24 protein-coding genes and 1 pseudogene are annotated in these 25,935 nt (G+C 69.2%); 13 read left to right on the top strand and 12 right to left on the bottom strand.

Going from position 1 to position 25,935, the window contains the following annotated elements; genetic code table 11:
• Position 1: 1 nt before the first annotated feature.
• From OG622_RS10910 to OG622_RS10885, 6 genes are all read right to left on the bottom strand, one after another.
• Positions 2 to 571, bottom strand: a complete 570-nt coding sequence (locus tag OG622_RS10910; protein ID WP_371575261.1) for a MaoC family dehydratase — start codon at positions 569 to 571, stop codon at positions 2 to 4.
• Positions 572 to 576: 5 nt separating this feature from the next.
• Complete coding sequence (locus tag OG622_RS10905; RefSeq protein ID WP_371575259.1) at positions 577 to 1,536, bottom strand: CoA ester lyase; 960 nt, start codon at positions 1,534 to 1,536, stop codon at positions 577 to 579.
• Entirely contained in the window at positions 1,533 to 3,644 is a 2,112-nt protein-coding gene (locus tag OG622_RS10900) for a protein meaA (RefSeq protein ID WP_371575257.1), read from the bottom strand. Before OG622_RS10900 ends, OG622_RS10905 begins: the two co-directional genes overlap by 4 nt.
• 71 nt (positions 3,645 to 3,715) lie before the next feature.
• A complete protein-coding gene (gene ccrA, locus OG622_RS10895; protein WP_371575255.1) occupies positions 3,716 to 5,053 on the bottom strand; it encodes a crotonyl-CoA carboxylase/reductase in 1,338 nt (445 codons plus the stop codon).
• A 420-nt stretch (positions 5,054 to 5,473) separates the two neighbouring features.
• Positions 5,474 to 6,283 (bottom strand): TetR family transcriptional regulator, encoded by an 810-nt coding sequence (locus OG622_RS10890; RefSeq protein ID WP_371575253.1) that lies wholly within the window; start codon positions 6,281 to 6,283, stop codon positions 5,474 to 5,476.
• 214 nt (positions 6,284 to 6,497) lie between these two features.
• On the bottom strand, positions 6,498 to 8,321 hold the full coding sequence (locus tag OG622_RS10885; protein WP_371575251.1) for a 3-hydroxyacyl-CoA dehydrogenase family protein: 1,824 nt from the start codon (positions 8,319 to 8,321) through the stop codon (positions 6,498 to 6,500).
• A gap of 372 nt (positions 8,322 to 8,693) precedes the next feature.
• Between OG622_RS10885 and OG622_RS10880 the strand changes: the two genes are divergently transcribed.
• Positions 8,694 to 9,269, top strand: a complete 576-nt coding sequence (locus tag OG622_RS10880) for an adenylosuccinate lyase (protein ID WP_371575249.1) — start codon at positions 8,694 to 8,696, stop codon at positions 9,267 to 9,269.
• 91 nt (positions 9,270 to 9,360) lie between these two features.
• On the opposite strand, the gene OG622_RS10875 is transcribed toward OG622_RS10880, so the two are convergent.
• The 3 genes from OG622_RS10875 to OG622_RS10865 form a co-directional block, all read right to left on the bottom strand.
• The gene (locus tag OG622_RS10875; RefSeq protein WP_371575247.1) at positions 9,361 to 9,891 is read right to left on the bottom strand and encodes an N-acetyltransferase family protein; all 531 of its coding nucleotides are present in this window, start codon (positions 9,889 to 9,891) and stop codon (positions 9,361 to 9,363) included.
• A gap of 92 nt (positions 9,892 to 9,983) precedes the next feature.
• Complete coding sequence (locus tag OG622_RS10870) at positions 9,984 to 11,555, bottom strand: alpha/beta hydrolase (RefSeq protein WP_371575245.1); 1,572 nt, start codon at positions 11,553 to 11,555, stop codon at positions 9,984 to 9,986.
• A gap of 146 nt (positions 11,556 to 11,701) precedes the next feature.
• Positions 11,702 to 12,697: a radical SAM protein gene (locus tag OG622_RS10865; protein ID WP_371575243.1), complete on the bottom strand. Its 996-nt coding sequence runs from the start codon at positions 12,695 to 12,697 to the stop codon at positions 11,702 to 11,704.
• Between OG622_RS10865 and OG622_RS10860 the strand changes: the two genes are divergently transcribed.
• The 6 genes from OG622_RS10860 (at position 12,602) to OG622_RS10835 (ending at position 19,865) form a co-directional block, all read left to right on the top strand.
• The gene (locus OG622_RS10860) at positions 12,602 to 14,299 is read left to right on the top strand and encodes a recombinase family protein (RefSeq protein ID WP_371575241.1); all 1,698 of its coding nucleotides are present in this window, start codon (positions 12,602 to 12,604) and stop codon (positions 14,297 to 14,299) included. The genes OG622_RS10865 and OG622_RS10860 overlap by 96 nt on opposite strands.
• Positions 14,300 to 14,946: 647 nt before the next feature.
• Positions 14,947 to 15,153: a helix-turn-helix domain-containing protein gene (locus OG622_RS10855; RefSeq protein WP_371575239.1), complete on the top strand. Its 207-nt coding sequence runs from the start codon at positions 14,947 to 14,949 to the stop codon at positions 15,151 to 15,153.
• 170 nt (positions 15,154 to 15,323) lie between these two features.
• A complete protein-coding gene (locus OG622_RS10850; RefSeq protein WP_371575237.1) occupies positions 15,324 to 17,714 on the top strand; it encodes a phage/plasmid primase, P4 family in 2,391 nt (796 codons plus the stop codon).
• A 64-nt stretch (positions 17,715 to 17,778) separates the two neighbouring features.
• A complete protein-coding gene (locus OG622_RS10845; protein WP_371575235.1) occupies positions 17,779 to 18,180 on the top strand; it encodes a hypothetical protein in 402 nt (133 codons plus the stop codon).
• A 53-nt stretch (positions 18,181 to 18,233) separates the two neighbouring features.
• On the top strand, positions 18,234 to 18,386 hold the full coding sequence (locus tag OG622_RS10840) for a hypothetical protein (RefSeq protein WP_371575234.1): 153 nt from the start codon (positions 18,234 to 18,236) through the stop codon (positions 18,384 to 18,386).
• A gap of 279 nt (positions 18,387 to 18,665) precedes the next feature.
• The gene (locus tag OG622_RS10835; RefSeq protein WP_371575233.1) at positions 18,666 to 19,865 is read left to right on the top strand and encodes a hypothetical protein; all 1,200 of its coding nucleotides are present in this window, start codon (positions 18,666 to 18,668) and stop codon (positions 19,863 to 19,865) included.
• Positions 19,866 to 19,995: 130 nt separating this feature from the next.
• Here the strand turns inward: OG622_RS10835 and OG622_RS10830 are convergent, their stop codons facing one another.
• Positions 19,996 to 20,364 (bottom strand): type II toxin-antitoxin system Phd/YefM family antitoxin, encoded by a 369-nt coding sequence (locus OG622_RS10830; RefSeq protein WP_371575231.1) that lies wholly within the window; start codon positions 20,362 to 20,364, stop codon positions 19,996 to 19,998.
• A gap of 460 nt (positions 20,365 to 20,824) precedes the next feature.
• On the opposite strand from OG622_RS10830, the gene OG622_RS10825 reads away from it, so the two are divergent.
• From OG622_RS10825 to OG622_RS10810, 4 genes are read left to right on the top strand one after another with little or no spacing between them, the layout of a single operon-like run.
• Positions 20,825 to 21,061, top strand: coding sequence for a hypothetical protein (locus tag OG622_RS10825; protein WP_371575230.1), 237 nt, complete (start codon positions 20,825 to 20,827; stop codon positions 21,059 to 21,061).
• Positions 21,054 to 21,620, top strand: a complete 567-nt coding sequence (locus OG622_RS10820; RefSeq protein ID WP_371575228.1) for a hypothetical protein — start codon at positions 21,054 to 21,056, stop codon at positions 21,618 to 21,620. Before OG622_RS10825 ends, OG622_RS10820 begins: the two co-directional genes overlap by 8 nt.
• Positions 21,614 to 22,030: a hypothetical protein gene (locus OG622_RS10815; protein ID WP_371575226.1), complete on the top strand. Its 417-nt coding sequence runs from the start codon at positions 21,614 to 21,616 to the stop codon at positions 22,028 to 22,030. The genes OG622_RS10820 and OG622_RS10815 overlap by 7 nt, the downstream gene beginning before the upstream one ends.
• Before the next feature lie 26 nt (positions 22,031 to 22,056).
• Positions 22,057 to 22,476 (top strand): hypothetical protein, encoded by a 420-nt coding sequence (locus OG622_RS10810; protein ID WP_371575224.1) that lies wholly within the window; start codon positions 22,057 to 22,059, stop codon positions 22,474 to 22,476.
• A gap of 259 nt (positions 22,477 to 22,735) precedes the next feature.
• Here OG622_RS10810 and OG622_RS10805 read toward each other — a convergent pair whose 3' ends face one another.
• The gene (locus OG622_RS10805; protein WP_371575222.1) at positions 22,736 to 22,963 is read right to left on the bottom strand and encodes a MarR family transcriptional regulator; all 228 of its coding nucleotides are present in this window, start codon (positions 22,961 to 22,963) and stop codon (positions 22,736 to 22,738) included.
• 97 nt (positions 22,964 to 23,060) lie between these two features.
• Here OG622_RS10805 and OG622_RS10800 point away from each other — a divergent pair, with 97 nt between their 5' ends.
• Together OG622_RS10800 and OG622_RS10795 are read left to right on the top strand one after the other, a co-directional pair.
• On the top strand, positions 23,061 to 24,164 hold the full coding sequence (locus OG622_RS10800; RefSeq protein ID WP_371575220.1) for a hypothetical protein: 1,104 nt from the start codon (positions 23,061 to 23,063) through the stop codon (positions 24,162 to 24,164).
• Between the two features lie 345 nt (positions 24,165 to 24,509).
• The gene (locus tag OG622_RS10795; protein WP_371575219.1) at positions 24,510 to 25,481 is read left to right on the top strand and encodes a helix-turn-helix domain-containing protein; all 972 of its coding nucleotides are present in this window, start codon (positions 24,510 to 24,512) and stop codon (positions 25,479 to 25,481) included.
• A gap of 58 nt (positions 25,482 to 25,539) precedes the next feature.
• Here the strand turns inward: OG622_RS10795 and OG622_RS10790 are convergent.
• Positions 25,540 to 25,758 (bottom strand): annotated as a pseudogene (locus OG622_RS10790) (radical SAM protein); the annotation flags it as partial.
• Positions 25,759 to 25,935: the final 177 nt, after the last annotated feature.

The raw sequence follows: 25,935 nt of genomic DNA, 5'->3' as shown, positions 1-25,935 counted from the left end.
GCTACTTCTCCTGTGCCTTCGGCTCGGAACGAGAGGTGCCGTCCCGCAGGGACGTCGGTTGAGGGTGGTGGTGGGAGACGGGCGGGCGGCCCGGCTGCTCGCCGCCGCGCTCCTTGATGTACGTCTCGGTCGGCACCATGACCTTGCGGCGGAACACACACACCAGCGTGCCGTCCTGCTTGTAGCCCTTGGTCTCGACGTGGACGATGCCGCGGTCGTTCTTCGACTTCGACGGCCACTTGTCGAGCACGGTCGTCTCGCCGTAGATCGTGTCGCCGTGGAAGGTCGGCGCCACGTGCTTCAGCGACTCGATCTCCAGGTTGGCGATCGCCTTGCCGGAGACGTCCGGGACGGACATGCCCAGCAGCAGCGAGTAGATGTAGTTCCCGACCACGACGTTCTTGCCGAAGTCGGTCGTCTTCTCGGCGTAGTTGCTGTCCATGTGGAGGGGGTGGTGGTTCATGGTGAGGAGACAGAACAGGTGGTCGTCGTACTCGGTGACCGTCTTGCCTGGCCAGTGCTTGTACACCGCCCCGATCTCGAACTCCTCGTAGGTGCGTCCGAACTGCATTGCGCTCAGCCCTCCGGGATCTCGAACTTCGACGTGCGGGCCATTCCCGCCGCCCGCCCCTTGCCGGAGATGACCAGGGCCATCTTGCGGCTGGCCTCGTCGATCATCTCGTCGCCGAGCATCGCCGAGCCCTTCTTGCCGCCCGCCTCGGACGTGCAGTAGTCGTACGCGTCCAGGATCAGCTCGGCGTGGTCGAAATCCTCCTGCGAGGGCGAGAAGATCTCGTTGGACGCCTCGACCTGACCCGGGTGCAGCACCCATTTGCCGTCGAAGCCCAGCGCGGCGGCGCGCTGCGCGACCTCGCGGTAGCCGTCGACGTTGCGGATCTGCAGGTAGGGGCCGTCGATCGCCTGGAGGTCGTTGGCGCGGGCGGCCATCAGGATCTTCATCAGGATGTAGTGGTAGGCGTCCGCCGGGTAGCCGGGCGGCTGCTCGCCCACGACCAGCGACTTCATGTTGATCGACGCCATGAAGTCGGCCGGGCCGAAGATGATCGTCTCGACGCGCTGGGACGCCGTCGCGATCTCGTTGACGTTGTTGAGGCCCTGAGCGTTCTCGATCTGCGCCTCGATGCCGATCTTGCCGACCTCGAAGCCCATCGTCTTCTCGATCTGCGTCAGCAGGAGGTCGAGGGCGACGACCTGCTGGGCGGTCTGCACCTTCGGCAGCATGATGCAGTCGAGGTTCTGACCGGCACCCTCGACGACGGTGACGACATCGCGGTACGTCCACTCCGTCGTCCAGTCGTTGACCCGCACGACCCGCGTCTTGCCGGTCCAGTCGCCCTCGTTGAGGAACTTGACGATGGTGTGCCGCGCCTCGGGCTTGGCGAGGGGGGCGCAGGCGTCCTCCAGGTCGAGGAAGACCTGGTCCGCCGGGAGGCCCTGCGCCTTCTCCAGGAAGCGGGGGTTGCTTCCGGGGACCGCGAGACACGAGCGGCGCGGACGCAGACGGTTGACGGTCATGCGGGGACCTCCAGGGGGTCGAGCTTGTTGGCCTTGCGGATCTCGTCGACGATACGGCCGATGATCCCGGTGATGTCGAAGTCCTTCGGGGTGAAGACGGCGGCCACTCCGGCGGCCCTGAGCTGCGCGGCGTCCGCGTTCGGGATGATCCCGCCGGCTATCACCGGGATGTCGTGGGCGCCTGCCTCGCGCAGCCGTTCCAGCACGTCCGGCACCAGCTGGGCGTGCGAGCCCGAGAGGATGGACAGGCCGACCGCGTGCACGTCCTCGGCGATCGCCGCGTCCACGATCTGCTCAGGGGTGAGCCGGATGCCCTGGTAGACGACCTCGAAGCCCGCGTCACGGGCCCGCACGGCGATCTGCTCGGCCCCGTTGGAGTGCCCGTCCAGGCCGGGCTTGCCGACCAGGAAGCGGAGCTTGCCGACGCCCAGGTCCTTCGCCGTCAGCTCCACCTTGCGGCGGACCTCCGACATGGCCGAGCCCTCCTCGGCGGAGACGGCCACGGGCGCCGACGACACACCGGTCGGTGCCCGGAACTCCCCGAACACCTCACGGAGGGCCCCGGCCCACTCGCCGGTCGTGACCCCGGCACGGGCACACTCCAGGGTGACCTCCATGAGGTTGCCGGTGCCCTTCGCGGCCTCCTTCAGCCGCTCCAGCGCCTTGCACGGGCGCGGGTGGTTGAAGGGCGGCTGATAGCGGGTGTCACGCCAGTTCTGGAGCGACGTGATCACCCGCGCCTCGACCGCCGGGTCGACCGTCTGGATCGCCGCGTCCAGGTCGGCGGTCAGCGGGTTCGGCTCCGTCGACTCGTAGACGTTCACGCCGACGATCTTCTCCTGGCCGGACTCGATCCGCGCCCGGCGCTCGGCGTGCGAGGAGACCAGCTGCGACTTGAGGTAGCCGGACTCGACGGCGGCCATCGCGCCGCCCATCTCCTGGATCCGGTCGATCTCGGCGAACGACTCCTCGACGAGGCTGGTCACCTTCGCCTCGATGACGTGCGAGCCCTCGAAGATGTCCTCGTACTCCAGCAGATCGCTCTCGTGCGCCAGCACCTGCTGGATCCGCAGCGACCACTGCTGGTCCCACGGCCGGGGCAGCCCGAGGGCCTCGTTCCAGGCCGGCAGCTGGACCGCCCGGGCCCGCGCGTCCTTGGAGAGCGTCACGGCCAGCATCTCCAGGACGATCCGCTGGACGTTGTTCTCCGGCTGCGCCTCGGTCAGACCCAGGGAGTTGACCTGGACGCCGTACCGGAAGCGCCGCTGCTTGGGGTTCTCGATGCCGTACCGCTCGCGGGTGATCCGGTCCCAGATCCGCCCGAACGCCCGCATCTTGCACATCTCCTCGATGAAGCGGACGCCCGCGTTCACGAAGAAGGAGATACGGGCGACGACGTCACCGAACTTCTCGGCCGGGACCTGCCCCGAGTCGCGGACGGCGTCCAGCACCGCGATCGCCGTGGACATCGCGTACGCGATCTCCTGCACCGGCGTGGCGCCCGCCTCCTGCAGGTGGTAGCTGCAGATGTTGATCGGGTTCCACTTCGGCATGTGCGAGACCGTGTAAGCGATCATGTCCGTCGTCAGCCGGAGCGAGGGTCCCGGCGGGAACACATGGGTGCCCCGTGACAGGTACTCCTTGACGATGTCGTTCTGGGTCGTCCCCTGGAGCTGGGTGATGTCCGCACCATGCTCCTCCGCGACGACCTGGTAGAGCGCCAGCAGCCACATGGCGGTGGCGTTGATGGTCATCGAGGTGTTCATCTGCTCCATGGGGATGTCCTGGAACAGCCTGCGCATGTCACCGAGATGGGCCACCGGGACGCCGACCCGGCCGACCTCGCCGCGGGCGAGGATGTGGTCGGAGTCGTAGCCGGTCTGGGTCGGCAGGTCGAACGCGACCGACAGACCCGTCTGCCCCTTGGCGAGGTTGCGCCGGTACAGCTCGTTGGACGCCTCGGCCGTGGAGTGACCGGCGTACGTGCGCATGAGCCACGGCCGGTCCTTTTCCTTCGGCGGCTGCGTCCGAGGGCGCTCGGTGCCCGAGTCGACGTTCCTCGGTCCGCGGTCGCCGCGCTCCCTCGCCTTCGTCTCCTCTTTCGACACGGGCGCGCCCTCGGACGCAGCCGCGGGCCCTTGCCTGCCTTCGACGGGCTGACGCTCGCTCATCGTGGACCTCAGATGTTCCGGAAGCGGTTGATGGCGTCGATGTGCCGGGCGCGCTTTTCGTGGTCGCGCACGCCGAGGCCCTCCTCGGGGGCCAGCGCGAGGACGCCGACCTTGCCCTGGTGGAGGTTGCGGTGCACGTCGTACGCGGCCTGCCCGGTCTCCTCCAGGGAGTAGACCTTGGACAGCGTCGGGTGGATCTTGCCCTTGGCGATGAGGCGGTTGGCCTCCCAGGCCTCGCGATAGTTCGCGAAGTGCGAGCCGATGATCCGCTTCAGCGACATCCACAGATAGCGGTTGTCGTACTCGTGGTTGAAGCCCGACGTCGAGGCGCAGGTGACGATCGTGCCGCCCTTGCGGGTGACGTACACCGACGCGCCGAAGGTCTCGCGGCCCGGGTGCTCGAAGACGATGTCGACGTCCTCGCCGCCGGTGAGTTCACGGATGCGCTTGCCGAAGCGCTTCCACTCGCGCGGGTCCTGGTGGTGTTCGTCCTTCCAGAACTTGTAGTCCTCGGCGGTGCGGTCGATGATCGCCTCGGCGCCCATGGCCCGGCAGATGCCGGCCTTCTGCTCGCTGGAGACGACACAGATCGGGTTGGCGCCGCCGGCCAGCGCGAACTGGGTGGCGTACGAGCCCAGGCCGCCGCTGGCGCCCCAGATGAGCACGTTGTCGCCCTGCTTCATGTCGGCGCCGTTGCGGGAGACCAGTTGCCGGTAGGCGGTGGAGTTCACCAGGCCCGGGGCGGCGGCCTCCTCCCAGCTGAGGTGGTCGGGCTTCGGCATCAGCTGGTTGGACTTGACGAGCGCGATCTCGGCGAGGCCGCCGAAGTTGGTCTCGAAGCCCCAGATCCGCTGCTCGGGGTCGAGCATCGTGTCGTTGTGGCCGTCGGACGACTCCAGCTCCACGCTCAGGCAGTGCGCGACGACCTCGTCGCCGGCCCGCCAGGCGTTGACGCCGGGGCCGGTGCGCAGGACGACGCCCGCCAGGTCGGAGCCGATGATGTGGTACGGCAGGTCGTGGCGCTTGGTCAGCTCGGAGAGCTTTCCGTAGCGCTCCAGGAAGCCGAAGGTGGACATCGGCTCGAAGATCGAGGTCCACACGGAGTTGTAGTTGACCGAGGAGGCCATGACGGCCACCAGGGCCTCGCCGGGGCCGAGCTCCGGGAGCGGGACCTCGTCGAGGTGGATCGACTTGCGGGGGTCCTTGTCGCGGGTGGTGAGTCCCGCGAACATCTCCGTCTCGTCCTTGTGCACGGTGATCGCGCGGTACGACTCGGGGAGCGGCAGAGCGGCGAAGTCGGCGGACGTGGAGTCCGGCGACTGGATCGCGTCCAGGATTTCCTTCACGGTGGTGCCTCCGGCGACGAGCGTCCTGAGGGAGGGACGCTGCTGAGGGTTACGTCGGGTGCTGAGCTGGGTGTGATGCCGTCGGTTCGGCGGAGGTGGTGCTACGGCGGCGCTTTGTGGCGCGGAAGGGTGCCTGTGACGCAGGCGTCCGGGCACGCGGACCGTGGTCTGCGGGGACAGCCGACGTAAGAGAGTTCTCTGCACGCCGGCCGCCCGGACTCCTTCAACGTATGGCACGCCGTGTCACCCCGCAAGGCACCGAGTGCCAGAAACTTCGCTCAGGTGAAATCTTTACGTAACACGTGAGCGATGATCGATCAGGCGAGGGTCGAAAAGGGCCTCTGACGTGCCAAAACGGCCACCCCGTGGGGTGGCCGTCATCACAGTTACCGATGAGTAAAAGGTGGTTCGGATGGGGTCTCAGCGGTCCCGGAGTGCCTCTTCGATGGTCCGCATGACCTCGTCGAGAGGGGCGTCCGTGCGGGCGACCGTCACCAGGACCTCGCCGTGGGTCGAGGCCGTCGCGGCGACCGGCTCGGGTGCCATGGTGCGGCCCGCGCCGATGCCCGTGCCGAACGTCCTGCGCACGATGGCGAAGGCGTGGTCGAGCTGCGTCTCGACGTCGCCCTGCGCGCCTGACCTGAGCCACCGCCGCAGCACGTGGTTGTGGGCGGTGACGACCGCCGACGCGGCCACCTCGGCGAGCAGCGGGTCGTCGTTGCCGGCGTCGTGGTGGGCGTGCTCGTCGAAGTGGCCCAGCAGATAACGGGTGAACAGGCGCTCGTAGCGGGCCACGGAGGCGATCTCCGCCTCCCGCAGGGTGGGGACCTCACGGGTCAGCTTGTAGCGGGCGACCGAGATCTCCGGCCGGGCCGCGTACATCTTCATGACTTCCTTGATGCCGCGGCACACCGTGTCGAGCGGGTGCTCGTGCTGGGGTGCCGCGTTGAGCACCGCCTCCGCGCGGATCAGGGTGTCGTCGTGGTCCGGGAAGATCGCCTCTTCCTTGGAGCGGAAGTGGCGGAAGAAGGTGCGGCGGGCGACCCCGGCCGCCGCCGCGATCTCGTCGACGGTGGTCGCCTCGTACCCCTTGGTCGAGAACAGCTCCATGGCCGCGGCCGCCAGTTCCCGGCGCATCTTGAGGCGTTGGGCGGCGGCACGGCTTCCCGCGGCGCTCTCCGGAGCGTCGGGCGCAGCTGATGTACGTGAGGACTTGGCGGGCTGGGACATGCCCCGAACGTACTGCATCCGTGCAGGAGCGTGCGCGTGTCCGGCCATCCCCCCGGCCCGCTCGGACGGGGGAGTGGCCAGGTGGGCGGGCGGGGGAGCGGCGGAGCGGGCCGGCCCGGGACGGCTGCCCGGGCCGAGCAGCCCGCCCCAGTCCGGGCCCGCCGTCGGCAGGGCGTATCGGTCCGGATCCGCTCCGACCGCGTCGCCCGGTCCCTCAGCGCTTGGCATATTCGCGGAAGCCACGGCCCGTCTTGCGGCCGAGGCAACCCGCGGCCACCAGGTGCTCCAGCAGCGGCGCCGGGGCCAGCCCCGGGTCGCGGAACTCGCGGTGCAGGACCTTCTCGATCGCCAGCGAGACGTCCAGCCCGACCACGTCCAGCAGTTCGAACGGACCCATCGGGTAGCCGCCGCCCAGCTTCATGGCCGCGTCGATGTCGTCCAGCGTCGCGTAGTGCTCCTGGACCATCTTGATCGCGTTGTTCAGGTACGGGAACAGCAACGCGTTCACGATGAAACCGGCCCGGTCGCCGCAGTCCACCGGGTGCTTGCGGACCTTCGCGCACACCTCGCGGACGGTGGCGTGCACGTCGTCTGCGGTCAGGACCGTGCGGACCACCTCGACCAGCTTCATCGCCGGCGCCGGGTTGAAGAAGTGCATCCCGATCACGTCCTGCGGACGCGACGTGGCACGGGCGCACGCGACGACCGGCAGCGAGGAGGTGGTGGTGGCGAGGATCGCGCCCGGCTTGCAGACCTTGTCGAAGGCCGCGAACAGCTGCCGCTTGACCTCCAGGTCCTCGGCCACGGCCTCCAACGCCAGGTCGACGTCCGCGAAGGCGTCGTACGAGCCCGCCGGGGTGATCAGGTCCAGCGTCTCGGCGGCGGCCTCGGCCGTCATCCGGCCCTTGTCGACGGAGCGCGCGAGCGACTTGCCGATCCGGGCCTTCGCGGCCTGCGCCTTCTCCTCGCTGCGGGCGGCCAGCACGACCTCGTACCCGGCCTTCGCGAACACCTCGGCGATCCCGGACGCCATGGTCCCGGAGCCCGCGACACCCACCGAACGGACGGTGCGCCCGGGGACCGTGGCGACGCCGTCCTGCGGCGTCAGCGCGTCCCGCACGACGGTGGCGGAGCCGGGGGCCTCGTAGGAGTAGAAACCGCGCCCCGACTTGCGGCCGGTCAGGCCCGCCTCGCTGAGCTGCCTGAGGATGGGCGCCGGGGCGTGCAGCCGGTCGTGCGAGGCCGCGTACATGGCCTCCAGGACCGTGCGCGCGGTGTCGACGCCGATCAGGTCCAGCAGCGCCAGCGGGCCCATCGGCAGTCCGCAGCCGAGCCGCATCGCCGCGTCGATGTCCTCGCGGGAGGCGTACTTGGCCTCGTACATCGCGGCGGCCTGGTTGAGGTAGCCGAACAGCAGCCCGTCGGCGACGAAACCGGGCCGGTCGCCGACCGCGACGGGCTCCTTGCCCAGGTCGAGGGCGAGATCCGTGACCGCGGCGACCGCCTGCGGCGCGGTCAGCACCGAGGAGACGACCTCGACGAGCTTCATCGCGGGTGCCGGGTTGAAGAAGTGCAGCCCGAGCACCCGCTCCGGATGCGCCGACTCGGCGGCCAGCCGGGTCACCGACAGGGCGTTGGTGCCGGTGGCGAGGACGGCCTCCGGACGCACGATCGCGTCCAGGTCACGGAAGACCTGCTGCTTGATCTCGTACGACTCCGGGACCACCTCGATCACCAGGTCGGCGTCGGCCGCGGCCTGGAGGTCGGTGAAGGTGCGGAAGCGGGCGAGAACGTCGCCGCGCTCCTGCTCGGTGATGCGTCCGCGGACCACGGCGCGCTCGGTCGAGGCCTCCAGCGCGGCGACGGCACGGACGCCGGCTGCCTCGCTGACGTCGATGCCGACGACCTCGCGGCCGGACCGGGCCAGCACTTCGGCGATACCGGTGCCCATGGTGCCGAGGCCGACCACGGCGATCGTCTTGAACGGGGATTGCGGAGACAGCGGGGACAGCGACGAGTCGGAAAGGGGAGTGGCCATCGCGGGACTCCAGATGTGGTGACGACTGAGGGAAACGCCGCGGGTACGCGAAGAGCGCGCAACCGGCGCGTGGCGTGCGGGTGTTGGTGGTGCCGGGCTGATGAACGCACACGCCCGGTGCCGTCACCGTGGGCGTACACACGCCCAGGGAGAACGGCTGAACCGACCGGCCCTGTCCCGAGGCCGAGCCGTACTGGTACTCCAGGTACCGAACCGACTGTGCTCACAACGGCTGCGTCACCAAACCGTCGCGAGCGAACACGAGTGGGTATCTCGCTCGTCTGAGCTTAACCGGTGGGTAACGAGCGCGCCAGTCCCCGTGTTTGTGAGGTACGTCCCCCAAGTCCGCCACGCGCCCGTACGCTCGACGACATGGACGAGGAGTTGCGATCACTCACGGAGCGTGTGCGGAGCGAGTCGGGGGGCGCGGCGGGATACGACCGGCTCGTCACGACCGAGTCCACGGACGAGCTGGCGGCCGTGCTCGTCGAACAGGGGCAGCCGTTGTGGGCGCGGGAGTTGGCCGCGTTCCGGTTGGGTGTCGTGGGGGACCGGCGGGCCTTCGAGTCCCTCGTCCTCCTCCTCAACCACCGCGACCCCCCGCGCTGCGCCTCCGCCTCGTACGCCCTCGCCCGCCTCGGCGACCCCCGCACCGCCCGCGCGGCGGCCGCCCTCGCGACGAACGAGCTCCGCGTCGCCTATGCCCTGCACCCGGTTCGCCTCCTCGTCGAGCTCCGAGCCCCCGAGGCCGTACCCGCCCTGATCACCACGCTCCAGCGCCGCCTGAGACCGCACGATCCCTACCGCCGGGTGGCGCTCGCGTGCGTGGAGGGGCTGGGGTCTCTGGGGGACGCCCGCGCCAGGACCGTACTGAACGAGGCCCTGGCGCATCCGACGCTCGCGGAGGCGGCGGTGCACGCGCTTGCGCGTATCCCCGCGCAGCGGTAGCGCATCCCGGCGCAGCGGTAGCGCCGCGCTGCCGGGGCCGTGATGCGGCTGTGGGTCCGGTGGGGGCTTGTCGCGCGGTTCCCCGTACCTCTTACCGGGCGCGTACGTATCGGACCTCGGGGACCTCGACCCCGTGCACCTCGAAGGGTTCCTCGGCGCCGTCCGCGGTGAATCCGTGGTGTTCGTAGAAGCGGCGGGCCCGGGTGTTCTCCTTCAGGACCCAGAGGAGCATGCGGCCGAGGCCGGCGGCCTCGCAGCGCTTGGCGGACTCCCTCAGCAGCGCGGTGCCCACTCCGGCGCCGAAGTGCCCCGGCCGTATGTAGAGCGCGTACAACTCGGCGTCTCCGGTGCGGACCTCGCCGTCACGGTAGGGGCCGTACGCCGCCCAGCCGACGACCTCTCCTGCCCGCTCGGCGATCAGGTTCACCACGGGGTTGCCGGCCTTCGCGAGCATCACCCGGCGCTTCTCGGCATCCTCCTCCACGTCCATCGCGTCGAGGTACGACCGCGGGACGAGCCCGGCGTACGCGGTCCGCCAGCCTCCCACGCGGATCTCGGACACGGGGCGGCAGTCGGGCAGGGTCATCTCGCGGATGCGGAGGTCATGGGGGGTGTCGTTCATGGCGGCACACTAAAGGGAGACGGCGGGGCCGGGGACGCGTATTTCGCGTCCCCGGCCCCGCCGTCAGGTCGTGCTCAGCGTGGTCGGTGCGCTCAGCCGCGGAAGCCCAGCAGGCCGTGCAGCGTCGAGCCACGGGACGCGGCGGACGCGGCCTTGGCGCTCAGCGGCTTCGGGTCGGCGAGCTTCTTGCAGACGGCGTCGGTCTCGCCCTGACCGCGCGGCACCCTGCCGTCGGTCAGATACGCCGTCAGGTGCTTGTCCAGGCAGGCGTTGCCGCTCAGCGAGACGCCGTGGTTCCCGCCGCCCTCCTCGACGACCAGGCTGGAGCCGCGCAGCAGATGATGGGTGACGACTCCGCCCTCGTACGGAGTGGCCGCGTCGTCCGTCGCCTGGAAGATCAGGACCGGCGGCAGCCGGGTGTTGGAGACATCGACGGGGTCCAGAGACTTCGTGGGCCAGAACGCACAGGGCGCGTTGTACCAGGCGTTGTTCCAGGTCATGAACGGCGCTTTCTCGTACACCGCCCAGTTGTCGTCGCGCCACTCGTCCCAGTCGCGGGTCCAGCGCGCGTCACGGCACTGCACCGAGGCGTAGACGCTGTAGCCGTTGTCGCCGGCCGCGTCGACGGCGCCGAAGTTCTCGTACGCCTCGACCAGCGGATCGTCGTTCTTCTTGTGCACGAAGGCGGCGAACGCCTCGGCGAGATAGGGCCAGTAGCCGTTGTAGTAGCCGCCGGGCATGAAGGTGTCCTCCAGCTCGGAGGCGCCGACCCTGCCGTCCGCGGGCTTCTTGGCCAGCGCCGCCCGCATCGCGTACCACTTGGCCTCGATCCTCTCCGGATCGGTGCCGAGCCTGTACGTCCTGTCGTGTTTGGCGATCCAGGCCATCAGCGCCCGGTGGCGGTCGTTGAACGCCTGGTCCTGGCGGAGGTTGCCCTCGTACCAGACCCCCGTGGGGTCGACGACGGAGTCCAGCACCGCCCGCCGTACGCGGTTCGGGAAGAGCTTGGCGTACACCGCGCCCAGATAGGTGCCGTACGAGTACCCGAAGTAGCTGATCTTCTTGGCACCGAGGGCCGCGCGGATGGCGTCCATGTCCTTGACCGCGCTGATCGTGTCGATGTACGGCAGCACGCCCGCGTACTTCTTGGCACAGGCCTTGGCGAAGGCCTCGGCGCGCTTGAGGTTGGCCCGCTCGATCGCCGAGGTGCTCGGCAGGGAGTCGGGGCGCACCGACGAGAAGTGGCCCGGCCTGCAGTTCAGCGCGGGCTTGCTGGCGCCGACGCCGCGCGGGTCGAAGCCGATGACGTCGTACTGCGCCGCCACCTTCTTCGGCAGCGAGGACGCGACGAACCCGGCGAGGGTGAGGCCGCTGCCGCCGGGGCCGCCGGGGTTGACCAGCAGGGGGCCCTGGTACGTCTTCGCGGTGTGGGGAACGCGGGAAAGAGCGAGCGTGATCTTCCTGCCGTTGGGCTTGAGGTGGTTCAGCGGCACTTTCAGGGAAGCGCACTGGAGCGTCCGGTAGGTGCCGGTGGCGCACTTCTTCCATGTGGGCCTCGCCACCGGGGCGGTGGCGGAAGCGCCGCTCGCGCCGGCCGGGACCGCCGTGACCATCGCGGCCAACAAGGCGGCGGCACCACACAGAGCAGCTGCGCGTTTCTTCATCGTCAGGCCTCCCAGGACGGAGGATTTCGGGCCGTGCACGTCACGGCCTTCGTCGCATCGTCCCGGACCGCACCCTCAGCGGAACGCGTTCCGCCGAGACTTGACCCGAACGGGGCGGGAGAAGCGCCCGGATGCTCCCGGAGGTGTCAGAGAAGGGTCAGCTGGATCGGTGCCGCGTCCCCGGCCGTCTCCGGCACGGCGGACTCGCGCACGGGTGTCCGTCTCGGCAGCTGCGCGCGCCGGGGACCCATGCCGTACTCCTGGGCCAGCTCGTGGACCTGACGGGTGATCTGCCGCTGATACCACTTCGGGGCGTAGGCGCCCTCCGCGTACAGCAGCTCGTAACGCCTTACGAGATGGGGGTGATGGCGCTCCAGCCAGGCCATGTACCACTCGCGTGCGCCGGGCCGCAGATGCAGCACCAGCGGGGTCACGGAGGTGGCACCGGAGGCCGCGACGGCCCGCACGGTCTCGCGCAGCCGGTCGGGACGGTCGCTGAGGAAGGGGAGCACGGGGGCCATCAGCACTCCGCAGTCGATGCCGAGGCCGGCGAAGGCGCGCACGACGTCCAGCCGGCGCTCCGGCGCGGGGGTGCCCGGCTCGGCCGTGCGCCACAGCTCGTGGTCGGTGAAGCCGACGGAGACCGAGATGCCGACCTCGGTGACCTCCGCCGCCTGCCGGATCAGGTCCAGGTCGCGCAGGATCAGCGTGCCCTTGGTCAGGATCGAGAAGGGGTTCGCGTGGTCGCGCAGGGCCGCGATGATGCCCGGCATCAGGCGGTAACGCCCTTCCACGCGCTGGTAGCAGTCCACGTTGGTGCCCATCGCGATGTGCTCGCCGTGCCAGCGCGGTGAGGCCAGCTGCCGGCGCAGCAGGTCGGGCGCGTTGATCTTCACGACGATCTGCGAGTCGAAGTCGGCGCCCGTGTCGAGGTCCAGATAGCTGTGGGTCTTGCGGGCGAAGCAGTAGACGCACGAGTCCCCACGCGAAGACGCGCAATCTGTCATCATGCTGCAATGACGCAGCAGAGAAGAGCAGTTGGGTACGTGCGACTGTCCCGCAGCCGCGAAGACGACAGCATCACAACGCAGGTCGAAGACGTGGAAGCCCTGGCGACGTCGCGCGGACTGAAGCTGGCGCACATCTACCGGGACAGCGACATCAGCGCGGCCGAACTGCCGGGCCGGACCAGCAAGACGCGGCCGGACTTCAACGCGATGATGGCGGCCGTCAACCGGGGCGAGATCAGCCACATCCTGGTGCGCAACACGGACCGGCTGACGCGAAGCCGCCGCGAACGTGTGGACGTGTACGAAGCGCTGGCCCGCCACAGCGTCAGCCTGCTGGTGCTGCGCGGCGTGGACGTGGACCTGGCCAGCGCCAGCGGGCGCCTGGTGGCCGGTGTGCTGGCCGAAGTCGCGGCGCATGAAGTGGAAGCCCAGAGTGAGCGCACCCGCCGCGCGCTGCGCAGACGGCTCGAACTCGGGTTGCCCGCAGGTTCCGCACGCGTCTTCGGGTACACCGCCGACAGCCTGGAACTGGTGGAAGCCGAAGCTGACGCGGTACGCGCAGCGTTCGCGTCACTGCTGGCGGGTTCGTCCCTGACCGGTATCGCGCGTCAGCTGAACGCCACCGGCCTGCTGACGCGTGGCGGGAAGCCTCACAGCGCGGGGACGTGCCGTCACCTGCTGGCCAACCTGCGGTATGCGGCCGTCCGTGAGGACGCGGACGGGAAGGTCTGGCCGGGCGTCTGGCCGCGCATCGTGGACGAAGACACCGTGAGGGCCGCGCGGGCGCTGCTGGGCGACGAGGGGCGCCGTACGTCGCCCGGTCCGGCTTCCCGCTGGGCGCTGTCGTCCATCGGCCGGTGCGGCATGGACGGCTGCGCGCACCTGGTGACGTCGGGGTCACGTGGCGGGAAGGGCGACGCGGGGCCCGTGGCCGTCTACCGGTGCGCCGGACCGGTCAAGCATCTGGCCAGGGCGGCCACGCCCATTGACGAGTACATGCGTGCGCTGGTGGCGGCTGTGGTGGACCGTGACCGGGACGAACTGCTGGCGGACGACGGCGAAGACCCGGCGGTCCAGAGTGCCCGCGACGAAGTGGCGCGGTGCCGCCGGAAGCTGGACGCCCTGGCGGACGCGTACGCGGACTCTGACGACGCTGACGACGTCGTGGCCTACCGGGACGCCAGGCGCGCCGTGAACGTCCGTCAGCGGGCCGCTGAAGCCGTTCTGGAAGGCGCCCAGCAGTCCAGCGCGCTCGTCGGCGTGGTGGACACAGACGATGTCCAGGCGGCCGTCAACGCGCTTCCGCTCGACCGCTTCAGGTCTGTGATCACGTCGCTGTTCGAGTCGGTCACCCTGCTGTCCGCCGCTGGACTGCCGAAGACCCTGGGGTTCCAGCCGTCCAGCGTCGCGGTGGTGCTGAAGGGCGGACGGCCGAAGCCAGCCGTTCCGGGCGAGACAGTCACACTCGACCTGGGCGCACCGGCGGTCGCCAGGGACCTGGCGGACACGCTGCGGTCCGGCGGCTTCCCGGTCCAGGTGAAGCGCGGCGGGCGGGTGGTCGTCCCCGCCGACGCGGCGGCCATGACCCAGCAGTGGAAGGCGGACTGGGACCTGGGGTTCACGTACGACCTGGACCCGCAGTCGGCTGTGACTGCTGCGGTGCGCCGTATCGCGGCCGGTGCGCCCGAGCTGGACGGCGAGACGAAGCAGGCTGTACGGGCCGCTCTGGCGTAGGGACGAGCAGCACCGCGAACGGCCGTCAGCGGGCTGCTGACGGCCGTTCCGCGTGTCTGGACACCCGCGCACCGGGGACCGGCTGGCAGAACGTCAGGCGGCCGTACAGGGCTTCGTGTTGTCCGGGGCGAAGCGGCGGCCGACCGGCTGGGCTGGAAGATCGTTTAGGGGTGATCCGGGTGATCCGGGTGGTGATCCGGGTGGACGCACACCACCCGGATCACTAAAAGCCCAGGTCAGACGTGCTGTGATCCAGGTGATCCGGGTGATCCGGGGGGAAATGGATAACGCGAAAGAGTTTTTCAGTTGGGGTGCCAGTCCTGCCGTACATGTGTAGAAGGAATCCCGATCCCCCCGGATCACCCGGATCACCCGGATCACAGGGGGTGTGACCTGCGGAAACAGTGATCCGGGTACCCGGATCTGACCCGGATCACCACCCGGATCACCCGGATCACCACCCGGATCTGACCCGGATCACCTGGACAGGCCACGCGCTAGATCTAGTGCTTCCGCCCCCGGCGCCCCTAGGAAAATGGCTCTGACCAGCGGTTTCTGTACAAGTGCAGCTGCTGGCAAGGGTGTTGAATAGTCCTCAACAGCACGGGGAAACCGGGCTGGCGGACACCACCCGAAGGGAAACGATCATGACTCGTCTTCGCGCCGCACGCCTGGCCGCCGGACTCAGCCTGTCCCAGGTGGCCACGGCCGTCGGATGCACCCGTTCCATGCTGTCGCTGGTCGAGCGCGGCCAGGCCAACCTGTCTCAGCGGAAGCTGGCCACGTATCTGCGCACCGTCGGCCTGGACGACGTCGCGGACGTCATCGACACCAGCCAGCTGATTCCTGCCTGACGGAAACAACGAAGGCCCGGTGCGCCTCAGCTTCCCAACTGAGCACCGGACCTTCACGCCCTGCAACCGCTAAGAAGCTGGGCCAAGCAACACCATACAGGGTCACCACACCCTGAATGCCGCTGGTGCTAGGCCGGGCTTCTCATGAACCTTTGAATGGAAGTCCTGCGATGAATTCCGCTTCCGATCCTACCGGCACGAGCCTTTCCCAGGCTTCGATTGACGCGCTGACGGTGCGCGGAATCGAGCACAACGAAGCCGTGGCGGCCGACCACGTCCGGCCGGTCACGAAGCGCGGTGACCTTCCCGAACCGATGCGCCGTCAGTACGCCAGCCCCGGAATGCTGTTCGTCCGCGTGCTGACGGACGGCGCCATTGAGTTCCAGTACCGCCCCGACAAGCCGAAGGCGGGCGCAGACGGCCGCCCCATGAAGTACGTGTTCCGCAAGGGCGACCCGTACGGCGTCTGGGTGCTGCGCGCTGTTCAGCCCGGCGGGCGGGCGCTGCTGGCCGAAGGGCACCTGAAGGGCCTGGCCGCACTTCAGGCACTGCCGGACCACATCGGCGTGTACGTCCTTGCTGGCTGCAACCCGAAGATTGACCAGGACTGGTCCTGGGCGCACGGGCTGAGCATCGCTACGGTGTTGGACGCCGATCTGTGCGTCAACGCTGACGTCTGGAACGGCGGTCTGGCCATCCACACCGGCCTGCTGGACGCGGGTGCCGCTCGTGCTGGCTTCGTGGACCTGGACGGCCTGGGCAACGACAAGGACGGGCTGGACGACATTCTGGGCCGGATGGCCGCCAGCGACCGTCCCGCACTGCTGGCGGACCTGATGTCGACCGCGCTGGAAGGCGCCGTGGACGTGGACAAGGAAGGTACCGTCACCGCGAAGGCGTACCGGGACATCGTCGGCCTGGCGCCGGTGTGCAAGGACGTGCGGCTGGTTCCGGCGCCCGGCTTCACTCACGAAGTTGCCGTGACCCTTCAGGCGGACCACCTGGACGCGGACGGGAACGCCACGCTGGTCAGCCGGGACGGTGTCTGGCATCAGTACACCGGCACGAAGTGGGTCGAGCGCACGCCCAGCGAAGTGCATGACCTGGTGCACCTGGCGCTGGCTGACAGCCACTACCTAAAGACGAAGAACGGCCAGCCGGTCTACGACGAGCAGGGGCGGCCGGTCTGCCCGTCGTGGAACCCCAACACCAACAGCGTCAGCCATGTGGTGCGTGCCCTTCAGGCACTGACGAACGTGTCCTTCGAGATCGGCGCCGACGTGGTCAGCAACGTGTGGCTGGACGGCCGCGCCGGTGGCAAGCCGGTCATGGCCTTCCGCAACGGGCTGGTGGACGTCAACGGCGGCCGGACGGTCCTGGACCACACGCCACTGTGGTTCAGCCAGGTGTGTGTCCCGTACGACTTCAACGCGGGCGCGGCGAAGCCAGTCGAGTGGCTGACGTTCCTGGACCAGCTCTGGGCCGACGACGCCGACGCCATCGCGCTGTTGCAAGAGTGGTTCGGGTACCTGCTGTCCGGCCGGATCAACCTGGAAAAGTTCCTGTTGATGCTGGGCCCCCGCCGGTCCGGTAAGGGCACGATCCTGCACGTCATGGCGCATCTGATCGGTGAAGCCAACGCGAAGGGCCTGAACATGCGTGACTTCACGACGGACTTCGGGCTTCAGACGACGATCGGAAAGCGGCTCGTGACCGTCGGGGACGCGCGGCTGGGCAAGGGTGACAACAGCTTCGTCCTGGAACGCCTGCTGACCCTGGCGTCCACCGACGATATCCAGATCAACCGGAAGTATGAGAAGCCGGTGAACGGTCACCCCGGCTGGCTGCTGGCCATCGCTACGAACAACCCGCTGTCACTGCCTGACGAGTCGTCCGCACTGGAAGGCCGGACGCTGCTGCTCACCTTCACGAAGTCGTTCATCGGTCGTGAGGACTTCGGCCTGAAGGAACGGCTGGTCACCAGTGAGCTGGACGGCATCATCCTGTGGGCACTGGAAGGGCTCGACCGGCTGAACCGCAATGGCGGGCGCTTCACGGTGCCGAAGTCGGCCACGGCCGTACGGGACATGACGAAGGTCGCGTCCGCCCCGGTGTCCGTCTTCCTTGACGAGTGGTGTGAGATCGTTCCGGGCGCCACCACGCCGAAGACCGACGTCATGGGCGCCTTCGCTGACTGGTGCACGTCGGTGAAGATCGATCACCCGATGTCCGGCCCGCAGTTCGCGGCGGCTCTGTACGCGACCGGCAACGGCATCGAGTCGGCGAAGCCCCGCGTGGACGGTAAGCAGGTCCCTTCGTACACCAGCCTTCGTATCCGGGCGCAGCTGGTGAGGGGCGTCGGCTGGGCCGCGCCGGACGACGAGCAGCCCGAGCAGCCCGAGCAGCCGCAGCAGCCCGCTGACGCACCCGCCACACCCTGCCCGGTCCCTGCGGTCCCTGCGGTCGCTGAGTCCCTGAACGGCGCGCAGGCGGACGCCGACCCCTTCAGCACGAACGACCCGTGGGCGACCGCAGCACTCGGGCTCGACTACGACATCTGACCCACCACGCAGACGGGGCGGCCGACCACCGGCCGCCCCGATCACACCCCGAGAGGAACTGATCATGAGCAGCTTCGACCCCACCAACAGCCTGACGGCCGCTGAGCTGGCGCACGCGGACCAGGCGGACGCGGCGGTCCGCGACCTGATGCGCCTGCCGGTCGGTGGCATGAGCCTGGGCCATGACGGCTGGACGGACGAGCAGCCGTACGCGGACGGCCAGGGTGTCGGGACGTACCGCTTCAAGCGGCTGGGCACCGGCAACACCGACCGTGAGTGCACGGCCTGCATGTCGGGTGTCCGGGCGGACGGTGGCCCGTGCGAACGTCCTTGCGGACGTCCAGCCGTCATGGCCGTCAGCTTCGACCGGCTGACACCCGAGTACGCGTGTGGTGGACATCTTCCTGAGATGCTGCGCGACGCGGCCAGCCAGGCGACGGCTGCCGACCCTGAAGCCATCCTGTGACCGCCAGCCGCACCGGCCGCGCCCCTGCTGCTCGTCGGCGGGGGCGTCGGCGCGTGAACCCAGCCACGGCGCTGGCCGACTGCGACCGTTGCGGCGCGGCGGCCGGTGAGGTCTGCCGACGTGTCGGGTACGAGCGGACCGGACCGGCCTGGGTCCACCGTGAGCGCTGGGAAGCGGCCTTCCCGCCGGACCCGTTCGCTTCCTGACCGCACGTAGTGAGTGGCACCACCAGAGCACCCGCGACCGGCCGCCGGTCGCGGGTGCTTCGTCGTCTGGCATCCGTCACATTGGGTGCTTAACAGGCACAGATCGTGACGTAACGGGTAAGTCACGGTGTTTGGTATACCAAAGCTGCAACATTGCATCATCGCAGGTCAGAGGCTTGCGCCGAACTGACCAAGCAGTCCAACTTACCTGACCCGTGCTTCGGGTAAGTTAGGATGGTCGAAGACGAAGAGCAGCCGGGCGGGTTAAGGGGAAGCATCATGGACGCAGAGATCATGGAAGCTGAGATCGTGGGCGAAGCTGGCAACCTGCCCGCAGTCACCAGTGGCCGTCTGCCGGACACCGTGGACGTCAACGAAACGCTGACACTGGCCGCCAGGAAGATGCTCGAAGAGTCCGGCCGGACCGGCACGCGGGACACGTACTTCAGCGTCTGGACGTCGTTCGCCCAGTGGTGCGTCTCTAACGGCCGCGCCGCAGCGATCCCGACGAAGGAAGGCAACCTGACTTCGTGGGTGGCCGCGCTGATCGAGCGGGACACCCCACCCACCAGCGTCCGCCGCGCCATCGCGGCCGTGCAGTGGATGAACAGGCGCGCGGGCAACCTGGACCTGGACGACCGTCCGGCGAAGACGATCCTTGCCGACCACCGCCACGCCTGGGCGAAGGCCGGACGGGAAACGAAGACGTCGGCGCCGGTGCACCTGGACCGGCTGGAAGTCCTGCTGGCCGCGTGTGACGAGTCGACACCGACCGGCCGCCGTGACCGCGCTGTGATGCTGCTCGGTTTCTTCATCCGCGCTCGTGCGTCCGAGCTGGCCGCGCTGCGCAACCGTGACTTGGAACTGCACGACGGTGACGAACTGCTGGTGGTGACGAAGCGGACCAGCAAGGCAGACAAGCAGGACGAAGGTATTGAGTACGACATTGACGACCCGACGTGCATTGCGGCCGTCAAGGCGTGGAAGGCGGACCTGGCAGCACAGAAAGCCGACGCGCCAGGACTGCCGTTCTTCCGGTCGGTCACTCGCCACGGCACCTTCCGGAAGCCGGGCGGGAAGCTGGTGAAGGGCCCCAACGGCAAGGGCGTCCGGGACAAGTCCGGTGAGGGCGACGGCATCACGCGGCAGACGGTCAACGCGCTGGTGAAGGCTGCGGCTGAACGCGCCGGACTGTTCGGTGAGTTCCTGCCGGACGGCACCAGCAACCCCGCGTACGTCAAGACGCTGACCGCACACGGCCTTCGGGCCGGTGCGCCCACCGAGCTGGGGCGCAGCACAGACATGACTGTTGAAGAGATCATGGAAGCGCTGGGCGACTGGAAGAGCGCCGACGTCATGGGCAAGTACGTGAAGCGCGGCCGTCGTGATGGCGGCCGGTCTGGTCAGGACCGCCACCGCGCGGCAGCGATGTCACAGCTTCGGCTGGACCGCGCGGACCGCGTTCAGCACGACGCCTGACACAACGCGAAGCGGCGGCCGGTTGTGGGACCGGCCGCCGCGTGTGCCCACACCGAGCAGCAGGAAGGACCCCGGACCAGTCGGTCCGGGGTCCTTCCTGCTGTGTACAACACGTGTACATGTCGGCCGGTCAGCGGCGACGAGCAGCCGCACGCTTCGCAGCCGGTGACCGGCCGTCCGTCAGATCACGAAGGTTGTCGACCTCTTCCGCCAGCTCACCCGCCTTCGCCTCAGCCGACCGCAGCCGCACCACCGTGTCGTTCAGCGTCATCTGCGCGGCCAGCTTCTCAGCCTCAGCCACGGACAGCCGCTCTTCCGCCACGGCCAGCTGTCCGGCCAGCCGGTCGGCACGCTCGACCTTCGCCAGGACGGACGGCGGGACGATGAACGCCACGGCCGTGCCGTGCCGTGTGATCGCGTACGTGTCGCCATCCCTGACCGCGTCCAGGACGGCCGCCAGCCGCGCCCGCAGGCCCGCCACGCTGATGCTCTTCGTCATCGTTTCCCCGCCCGTTCTTTCCCGATTTGCACTCGCCGTCACATGCCGTTCTTTTGCGTGACGGTGCGAAGCACCTATGTACATAACCCCTGCACAACTCTTGACATTCCCAGGGTGGAAGGGGTCTCTCGTCGTGTCCGCGCAGGGCGACAGTTCGGCAGCCTTGCAACTTGACTCTGGAAGCCGCCGGGGGACCGCCGACCGGACCGGCCAACAGTCAGCCGGTGACCAACGGCAGCCGGTCCGGCCTGTCCGTATCCGTACGCGTGCACGCGCCCGCGCGCTGCGCTACAACGCGCAGTACAAAGCCGATGCAACACGCGCACGCGAATTCCCGCGAGGAACGTCCCGCCGTCAAGATCGTCCGCCGCGCGGCTGGCGTCGGCATCGAGCCGTCAGCGGACAGCCGGACGCGGTGACGACCGGCCGCCGCGTTGTACTGTTCTTTGTAGCGGTACAAATGACGGTACAAAGTTTCGACAGGAAGTCGGTGTGCGTCATGGCGACGGTACGGGCGTACCGGGCGCGTCAGATCCGGTCCACGGGTGCCACGTGGAAGCAGGTGGCCGCAGAGACCGACTACGCCAGCCCTGACGCGGCTGCCCGAGCTGTGCGGGAACTGGAAGCCGAAGAGGCCAACACGGCGCGGCTGGTGGCGTCGTACGGAACGGGGAAGGCGGGGACCGACTGTGACTGACCAGTCCGAGCTGTGCGGCGCTGAGAAGCGCGACGGCACGCCCTGCAAGTCGAAGGCCGGTGAGTGCCGTTGGCACGGCATCGAGCAGCCGTCCGGGGCAGCCGCCAGCCGCGACGAATCGCGGCGCCAGGGAACCCCGAAGGCACCCAGCGACCGTGTGGCGGCCGTCGTGGCGGCTGCTGAAGCCGACCGCTGGGACGCGTTCATCCTGGCCGTGGCACGCGGCCGGTCGGTCCACGGTGCGGCGCAGGACAACGGCTTCCCCGAGTCGACTTGCCGGACGCGCGTTTCCGCTAACTGGGAAGGATGCGCTGACCTGATCAAAGCCATTCGCAGCGAGATGTACGACGCGGTGGCCGGTGCGCTGGTCGCTGACGGGCTGGACGCTGTCGCCACGCTGGCGCTCGGGCGCAAGGGTGACGCCACCGCCACGCAAGTCCGGGCAGCCACGGCCACGCTGGACCAGATGGTGAAGGTACGCGACGTCGTCACGCTGGCCGCTGAGCTGGACGAGCTGAAGCGGAAGCTGGCCGGTGCGGACGAAGACGCGTCATGGTGAGTCGCGCTGACGTCGCGGCCGTGCGGCGCGCTGCGGACCAACGGCGGTCAGCCCGCGCCGCGATGCCGGACACGTCCGGCCTGGGTGTGCTCACCAGCCGTACGTCCACGGTGAAGACGTACCGGAACGAGCAGCCGGACGGCACGGTGACCGGCACGATGGTGATGCGCGGCGGGACGGCGCTGTCTGTGGTCGGTGTCTGCCTGGGCTGCATCGTCGGTGTCACTGAGTGCTGCACCCCGGTCCCCGAGCAGCCGGACGACCCGCCCGCCGACGAGCAGCCCCAGCCGGTCCCAGCCGCGCCACGGCCGCCGGTGGCGCCTACAGCCGCCGCTGCGCCAGACCCTGCGCCCGAGCGTCCCGACCCGCTGGCCAGCATCCGCGCGGACCGCTGGTCAAAGTCTCTGTGAACCCCGACGACGTGAGGAACCCCGGCATGGGCACCGAAGCACAGCAACTGACCAGCGACCTGGAAGGGCTGCGCGCCCGCCTGGCGGCCTTCCAGCGCGACAGCGGCCAGGACGTCGGGGACGCGGCTGCGTTCGTCCAGGCGGCCGTCCTGGCGCTGGGCGAAGCAGTCCCCGCCGCGCGCGTCTACCGGGCCACGGCCACGCAGGACGGCGACGGGTACGCGGTCGCGGTGACCGGCAGCCACGGCCGGGACGTCTTCGCCACCCGGACGGACGGCGCTGTCTTCGACACACGCGCGCTGGTCTTCGAGCTGGCCCGTGAAGGCTGGGCTGTGAGCAACTGGCAGCGTGACGGCGGGACATGGACGGCGACGGCGACCGCCAGGCCGAAGCTGCGCCCCGGTCAGCCGCTGTGGTCCGGTCCGCGTCGTGTGGGAACACGCTGATGTCGGCGCGCGGCGGGAACGTGTCGGCCTACGCGAAGCGGTTGCCCGGTCCTGATGACCTGGTTGGCGTGGTGATGCGCCGGTCCGAACGTGATCGTTTGAGGGAACTGGCTGCGCAGCGTGGCGTCACGGTGCCCGCGCTGCTGCGCACCGTGCTGGACGGGCGGACGGGCGACGCGGCGCGGCCGTAGGCGCCAACGACGAAGGACCCGCCACCGGCAGCCGGTAGCGGGTCCTTCGTGCTGCTGCTCTGGACTGGTCAGTCCTTCGGCTTGCTGCGCCCGCGTCCCGGACGCTCGTGTTCCCGGATCGTGTCCGCGAACCAGTACGGCGTCCGTCCCAGGTGGCCGTCAGGCTTCGGGATGTCGCCCCTGGTCGCGTAGTCCCGGACCGTCTTCGCCGCGACGCCCAGGAAGCGGCCGACGGCCGCCGTGTCCCAGATTTCCGGCCTGACCTGCTGCTTCGTGTTCTTCGCGTCGTCGCTCATGAGCATCACAGTAGCTGGAAGAAGTCGCTTTGACAACTGCATCATCCCGGTATAGCTTTGTCGTTGTCAGAACGACAACAACGGAAGGCGACTGACCATGAGCACGAACGAGACGAGCAGGACGGACGAGCAGCCGAAGCCGACCGCCCGGGACCGGGCGCGCGGCGTGGCCGCGTACGTCGCCAGCAAGCCGGTGCACGTCGTCAGCCACGCGGCCACCACCGTGACGCTGTGCGTGGTGATCGGCGGTCTGGCGCAGCGCTTCGGCCACATGGTTGGCCTGGAAGGGAAGACGGGGTTCATCGCGGGCGCCGGTATCGCGGTCCTGTTCGATCTGCTCTGGCTGGGCTTCACGCAGCAGGCGGACACGGCGCTGAAGGCACGGCAGTACGTCCGGGCAGGCATCGCTGGCGCACTGGCCGCCGGTGCCACGGCCGCCAGTGTCGTGATGCTGGTCAAGGTAGGCCACCTGCCCGCGCTGTCCTATCTGCCCGCCGTGGCCTTCGCGGTCCGGGCGGCCACGGTCCTGATGGACGCGTTCTACGCCAGCCGGTCCACGGCGGTCAGCATCGCGCAGCGCTTCGACACCGAGCGCGACGCACTGGCCGTGCACAACGCGGACATGAGTCTGACGAGCGCCGAGCGCGACCGGCGGGCGGAAGCCGAGCTGGCCGCGCACGCCGACAATGAGCGGCACCAGCGTGCCCTTGCTGCCCTGGTGGTCGCAGAGCGCATCAAGAGCGACGAGCAGGCGGCCGGACTGTGGGGAAAGGTCGACCAGGCGCAGCAGACGCACGGTACCCACGCGGACCAGTTCCGCGACTGGCTGGCCGGTGACGCGGTCCTGCCGAAGCTGGCCCTTCCGGTGCTCGGTCCGGTGTCCCCGGTCCGGCCCGCCCTTCCGGTCGGCCAGGACGACACGAAGGCGGTCGCGGCCAGCGGTCCGAAGCGGCTGACGGCCACGGTCCGGGTAGACGTGGACAGGCCGCTGGACAGGCCGGTGGCAGTCGGCTTGTCCAGCGGAAACGCGCTGGGACAGGCCAACGCGGCGCGTGCCGCGCGGACGGACGGACGCATCGCGGCTGTCCGGTCCGAAGGGCTGGACGTGGACGCCATCGTGGCGCGCTGGAAGGTGTCCGCGAAGACGGCGAAGCGGTACCTGAACCTGGCCGCCGAGCAGGGCGGCCAGACGGCAGCCTGACCCGCAGCCGCACCGCACGACGAACGGCCGCCCCTATCCGAAGTGGGGGCGGCCGTTCTGCATGTCACCCTACCCGCGCCGCTGGCGGCACTTCGGGCACCGGCACGGCGGCCACTGTGATGACAGGTCAGGCATCAGGGGTTCCGTGCTGCGGACCACCGTCCGGTCAGTCCACGTCTGTCCGCCGTCGCGTGACACCCGCAGGGTCATCAGGGTCTGGGCTTCGTCAGCCTGCTGCTTCGCCATGCCGTCCAGGGTCAAGTCACTGCCTGGTCACACACCAGTTGACTATCCTTGCCGGATACGGGTTGCAACATCAGTCAACCCCCGCGTGAAGGGGTGCCCATGAGTGACACCTTCGCCGACGTCGCACGCCGCGCGCTTCGTGACGCTGGCTACACAGCCACCGCCGCCGCGAAGGCGATACCCGTTGATCCTGGGTACCTGTCACGCGTTCTCAACTCGAAGCAGCGGCCCAGCGCGGCGCTGGCCAGACGGCTGGACGAGTTGCTGTCGACCGGCGGGGCTCTGGCCGCAACCGTCCTGGACGCCGACGAGAGTGCACGAGCGGCGCGCAGCGCGGCGAACCCCAGCAGGCTGGACGCGGGGACCGTGGACGCGCTGGCGGGCGTCCTGGCCGCGTACAGACGGCTGGACGACTCGGTACAGCCACGGTCGGTCCTTCCGGCGACCCTGGCGCAGATGAAAGAGGTCACCCACCTGCTCAAAGGCGCCCGTGGCCCCCACCGCGACCGGCTGGCCGAAGTCACTTCAGAGTTCGTCCAGTTCGGCGGGTGGCTGCTCGCCCAGGACCGACAGGACGCGGCGGCCGTCCGGCTGCTGAACGAAGCCGTTGACCTTGCCGACGAAGTGGGGAACGGCACCCTGGCCGCCCAGGCGCTCAACTTCCGTGGCTACCTGGCGCGGCAGCAAGGCAGACCGCAGGGCGTGGCCCGCTGGTACGCAGCAGCGGCGTACACACCTGGTGCGCACCCGGCGCAGCGTCTCGGGGACATGCTTCAGGCAGCCGCTGGCCTGGCAGAGCTGGGGCAGCAGGACGACGCGATACGGCTTGTGGGCGCCGCTGAAGGACTGATGGACGCAGCGTCAGCGGTGCCGCCACCCGAGACGGCCTACTGGCTGACGCCCGAGTTCAACCGCCTGAACATGGGTCTGGCGAACCTGGGGCTGGCCCGCTACGCCGACGCGGCCGACCACATCACCGCAGGGCTGTCGGGACTGCCGTCCGAGCTGGCCGCCGCACACTGGACTCAGGAACACCGCGACGCGCTGGCCAGGGCGGAAGCAGCCCGCTGACCTGCGGTTACGGGTGGTCGGCCGCGCCGACCCGTTGCGCATCTTCTGCCCGGCACTCGCACGCGTGCGAGCAGCCCCGGTAGGGATTCACCGTCCACTCGAACGGCATCCGGGAGGCTCCCGGCACCCGGTTCACGATCGTTCTCGCCCGGACCTCGTGGAAGGTCATGCCGCGGAACTCGGGAGTGTCGAAGGTGCGGCTCGTCACCATGTCCGCGCCGAACAGCGCGGCGTCCCGGGCCGTGGCGGGGTTCTCGGCCAGATGGTCCCAGCGCATGGACGCCTCCTCGGTTGCCCTGAGCCCAGAATAGAACACATGTTCCCTTGATCGCGCGAACTGGTTTTCGAACATCGTGTGGAGGTCTCGTCGGGGGTCTTCCGGGCAGGTCGCTCCGGGCCGTTGGGGCACCCCGATTTGGGCCGTCCGGCCGGGGGGTGGTTGGCTTTCCGCACA

The sequence above is a fragment of the Streptomyces sp. NBC_01314 genome (genome assembly GCF_041435215.1).
Classification (GTDB): Bacteria; Actinomycetota; Actinomycetes; order Streptomycetales; family Streptomycetaceae; genus Streptomyces.
This window is presented reverse-complemented; position numbering and strand designations above follow the sequence as displayed.